Raw genomic sequence first — 4,828 nt, 5'->3', positions numbered from 1 at the left:
GCTTCCCATTGGCCTAACAAATAACGGCCAAGCACAAAATTCCTTACAGTCCCCGCGGCTTGAGGCGCGATCGGAACTGGCGCATCGATCAGGCAATGGCTCCCGCGCTTGCGCTTGACCCGCGCAGGTTTCCTTTCAAGTCCAACTTCCACACCGGCGCCTTCAGGTTGGTCGCCAATGCGCCCGCCGGGGTGTAGTCCCCGGCGGCGGCGTCGGCATAGAGCGTGATCTGATTGCCCGCCTTGACCTCGCCGGGACTGCCCGTGCCAACCGCTGCTGCGTGGAGATGATTGTCGCGGATCACCACGCCCAGGATAACAGGGCCAGCCCACGCCAGATCCTGAAGGGCGTTGTTGGCGATCAAGCAATAGGCATCCCCCACGTACTGCTCGTAAGGACCTGCCGTGGAGACCAATAGCATCCTCTGGTAGGGAAAGGTGTTGTGGGCGATGATCACGTGGCTGTGGCTTAGCGACATTTGGCTCTGCGCATTGCCCAGAAACTCCGGCGCAGGGTCCGGCCGGTTGATCGCGTTGTTGATGTAGGCCCAATCGCGCGTTGCGTTGCCCCCGACGGCGAAGTGCTGCGTGTCGCAGTCCAGTCCCGTGTTGCCGTAGATCAGCACGTTCTCCTGCACATTGTCGGATTTCTGGTAGTAATCGCTGTGCTGGTCGAAGGCTGTGAAAAGCTGAAGCGTCACGCCCTTCACGTTCTGATTGGTGAACGCGCCGAAGCTGGTAAAACGATCTCCGAGGCTGAGTGCGGCGGCGTAACGGGTATCGTCCTGCAAGGTCGCTGCCCAGCCCCCGCCAAGGCTGTTGATCCAGCTCACCACATTGGCAACGGTGTAGTTGGTTCCCGCTGTGTAAGCGGCTTCGGTGTTGAAGACAGTAAAGGTGCCGACCGACACCCCGTTGACGCGGGCCGTAAAGACCCTTCCGTTTGCGACATTGACGCCACTCAGAGACAGGTCTGCCGTCGCTCCCGCCCCGCTATAGGTGACTGTCATGGCGGGAAGCGGGTTGCGATAGGCCATTGAATTATGATGGGTGACCTTGTTGCCCACCACCAATGCGGCCCCATGGAAGGCATCGTTGAAGGTATCACGCAGGACGCAGCCCCGATTGTATGCGAAGAACTGCCCGGCATATTGGATATTGTGCAGGTCGCATTCGAGGAACCACGGGGAGCCGCGCACCTGATGAGTGACGCTCCCGCCCGTCACGTTCCCGCGGATGAGAGCGCCGCGCGGCGTGGAGCGCGTGAAGCGCACGCCCTCGAACACATGGCTGCGTCCGTTGAGAAGGGTCGGCACGGATTGCTGCGCCTCGTGATAGACCTCCGACACATAGGCCATGTCGAAGGTAATGCCCGCCCCGCGAAACCACATCCCGTCCCAGCGCGGGCGCATCAGCATTGCGGCATCCGTCGTGTAACTGGGCTTGGCGAAGGTGACATTGACCCCCGTCGCGCACTCCACGGTCATATAGCCTTGCGCGGTATAGGCCGACGACCCGACAAGCAGATCGCTGGTGCCGCTGCTGATGTAGGTCACCCGCGGGTTCTGCGCGGCCGCTGTTCTGGCGGCGTTGAGCGCATTGAGGGTCGCTGTGGCAAGCGTGGCTGCCGTGTAATCCGCGCCCGAACCGGTCAGGCCGATCGTCCTGTCCCAATCGTGCTTCGTCGCTGCCGGGCTGAATTGGAGCGGGCCGAGCACGCGGCGCTGCATTGTCGCGTCTGCGGGGATCGCTTCGATATAGAGATTGGCGACGCCCGCCCTGCCGGCAGGCTTCTTGAGCCGCACGGTGTAGCACGGCAGCGAGTAGGTGGAGCCGTCATAGCGGGTGAAGTTGCGCAGCGCGGGCTGCACCACATCAACCGATCCGCCCTCGAAATGAAACCGCACGCGGTCGATCCCGCCGATGATTGTGCCTCCGTCATTGGCAAAGGCCATCACGCTGAAGGTGAGCTCATCGGTGAAATACTGGTTCGGCGGATCGATCATGCGCACGATCGGTTTGGCTGTCGTGCGAACCGGGTCTGTTGGGATGGACACGAAGCCGGTGCCGGCAGTTCCTGTCCAGGTAGGGGACGGCAAGACAGCGGCGATTTCCAGGGCGCTGACACCGACGCCGGCGAGAGGAGCGATCAGCCGCGCCCCTCCTTTGCCTCCATGGCCGAAACCATATCGTCCCATCAGGCCAACCCCACCAGGTCACCCGCAGTCGTACCGGTGCTCTTTACGGCTCGAACGCGAACATCAAGCACGCTGCCCTGCACGACATTCCGGAAGGTGACCGCATCTTGAGAATTCCCGATCACCAGCACGAGATCGCCCCCCCTTCCAATGTAAATCGCCTTCGTCAAGAATGGGAGAGACTCGAGATCGCTCGGCGTGATCGGGAAGCAATTTTCCGATGGAGTAATCGACGACGGGGCAAGACCATGATAAGCGTCATAGGACATAGAGGTTTCTCCGTTCAGACATGTGCTATGATCTGATCGTTCAAAATCGAGTAGGAAACCTTTAATTGTCCAACAAGTGCGACGTCTTTGTTTGCCCTTCATCGATCGGACTTAGTTGCCTCGGTTTCGGTGTTCAGAAAGAACCGAAACTAAAGAGATTCATGTCAGGTTTGCACCCGCGCCTTGGTGTATGAGTTCTCCAAGAGCCTGATCCGAGATCAAAGCGCGTGGCGTCAGTGAGTTGATCTAACGCCATTACTGACCGCTTGTCCGCGACGCTAATACCGAGAAAATCGTATCGGGCTCAGAGCATTCCATCGAGCGGAAACACGTCGCCAAACGGCTTGTGAGCCAATTTGATAGCTGTTACGTCGCGCCCCATCTTCTTGGGGTTTGAAAAGCATGACCGTTACGAGGAAGGCCTTTTTTGCCGCCTATGATGAAGCGATTGTCAAACGAAATTTCGTCGAAGATTCAGGTTACTATCGACAGTCGGGAGAACGGTTTTGGCAATGCTTCCATACGATTGACATGCTAGGTTTGCCTCGGGGCGCAACGGTGTTGGACATCGGCGGCGGCATCATGGCCGTCCTGCTTAAGCAACTTCTCGGGTTTGACGCTGCAGTCGGCGATGTGAATGAAAAGGGGCGAGATGATGTAACTGCGCTCGGCCTCAAGTTCGACATCGTTGATCTTTTCAGCGAGGAGCAAAAGGGTGTGTCGCGATACGATTTGATCGTCTTGCAGGAGGTTATAGAACATATCCCGCAGCCGCCCTATCTCGTGCTCAATCGGTTGAAGCGCCTGCTGAATGATCATGGTACGCTCTTCCTCACCACGCCGAACGGCAACCGGTTTCGTAATGTCGCCTACATGCTTGCTGGCAAGGAAGTCCTAGACAAATACCGATATCCCGAACCGGGAGAGGCACTCGGCCACCAGCACGAGTATACGATGCGGCAAATGCTCTGGCAGGCGCAAAGAGGGGGCATGAATGTCGCTTTTGCTTCCTACTATGAGGACGGCTTCAAGGGTGCGACCTTCAAAGCGCGGATTGCCCGTATGTTGACCGCTCCCATCCAGATGGTTCCGCATTTGCGCAACGGTATCATGATGGTGCTCAAGCCGGCCTCTCTGACTTGAGGGCGCATGCGCAGGGAGCAAGTATCTGGGGCACTTCGCAAGGTGACTTTCGAGGACGGTGCTTTCGACCCGGTACAGGTGCGTAGCGATCAGAAGTTTGGATGAGGCCTCGAATTTTTCACTCGGATCGTTTGCTCGCATTCCGCGGCGCCATTCTGCCCGTTCGGCAAGCTTGGCCTAGCTTTGCGTGTATCGCGGGTCAGCGCCCGGCGAAGCGTAGCCTCGCCACCAGCTCCACGGCCGTGTCACGACATTCTCGTAGGTAGCCGGGAAGCTCGCAAAACTCGCCACGCGATTGCCGAAAAGGCGCCCGGCGACATATCGGTTGAAGCAGTTTAGCCAGAGGCAAAATACGGTAAGCCAGGCGAGCGGCGCCGCAAAATGCTTGTGATAGTAATGCGCAGCGCCCGTTATCAGGAACTGGATGCGCTTCGGAGATAATCCCGCCCCGCTGCCGATATCGTGGAATCCTTTGCTCGCCGGGACCAACCCGATCCGTGCTCCACTTGCCCTGAGCCTGGCGCACAGATCCAGTTCCTCGCTATACAAGAAGAAGCTCTCATCCATGCCCCCGAGTTCGTGCCATGCTTCGGTGCGAACCATCATCATCCCGCCGCAGACCGCTTCGATCTCGACAAGACGGCTTGTCAGATCGATCTGCCTCATCCTCTCGCTAAGGCCCACGGCTCCCTTCAAAAGCTCTGTGATCTTTGGGAGCGCGGGCAAGGATCGCAGGTCAAACGTGCCATCGGCTCCCACCGCGAGCGACCCGAGGATCTTGTAATCGGGATGGTCCCTGCTGACCGCATGCAATTCAACGATGGCATTCGGATGTAGTTCGACATCCGGGTTGAGGAGAAACAGAAGGGGTCCGTTCGCGCGGTTTGCCAGAAGGTTCATGCCAGCGGCGAACCCGACGTTGCCTTGCGAAGGCACGATCACCGATCCAGGGAAGTGATCGCGGACTATCTCCTCGGAACCGTCGTCGCCATTGTTCACGAACAGCACTTCAATGCTCAACCCCTTCGCGGCCTGCCGCAGATGGCGCATGCAGGCATCAAGGTAATTGCGGGAATTGTACCCCACGATCAGGACGCTGACGTCAGTCATGGCTGTGCAAGCCCATCATCTTTTCCGAGTTGGAATAATCGAGCTGGTCAAAGATTGAAGCGGCCCCCGAATTCCCCGGACAGGACCTCACACTTATGTAAGAGTGAGG

General features: G+C 58.5%; 4 protein-coding genes. 1 reads left to right on the top strand and 3 read right to left on the bottom strand.

Annotated features, from left to right (window positions below):
- Positions 1-88: 88 nt before the first annotated feature.
- Complete coding sequence (locus AX708_RS03140; RefSeq protein WP_066529724.1) at positions 89-2,005, bottom strand: hypothetical protein; 1,917 nt, start codon at positions 2,003-2,005, stop codon at positions 89-91.
- 191 nt (positions 2,006-2,196) lie between these two features.
- Positions 2,197-2,466 (bottom strand): hypothetical protein, encoded by a 270-nt coding sequence (locus AX708_RS03135; protein ID WP_066529721.1) that lies wholly within the window; start codon positions 2,464-2,466, stop codon positions 2,197-2,199.
- A gap of 402 nt (positions 2,467-2,868) precedes the next feature.
- On the opposite strand from AX708_RS03135, the gene AX708_RS03130 reads away from it, so the two are divergent.
- Positions 2,869-3,609, top strand: a complete 741-nt coding sequence (locus AX708_RS03130; protein ID WP_067489514.1) for a bifunctional 2-polyprenyl-6-hydroxyphenol methylase/3-demethylubiquinol 3-O-methyltransferase UbiG — start codon at positions 2,869-2,871, stop codon at positions 3,607-3,609.
- A gap of 177 nt (positions 3,610-3,786) precedes the next feature.
- On the opposite strand, the gene AX708_RS03125 is transcribed toward AX708_RS03130, so the two are convergent.
- Positions 3,787-4,719, bottom strand: coding sequence for a glycosyltransferase family 2 protein (locus AX708_RS03125; protein ID WP_066529710.1), 933 nt, complete (start codon positions 4,717-4,719; stop codon positions 3,787-3,789).
- Between the last annotated feature and the right edge of the window lie 109 nt (positions 4,720-4,828).

This window comes from Erythrobacter sp. CCH5-A1, from assembly GCF_001557115.1.
Classification (GTDB): domain Bacteria; phylum Pseudomonadota; class Alphaproteobacteria; order Sphingomonadales; family Sphingomonadaceae; genus Erythrobacter.
The sequence above is the reverse complement of the archived record's forward strand: the minus strand, read 5'-3'. Positions and strand labels throughout refer to the sequence as shown.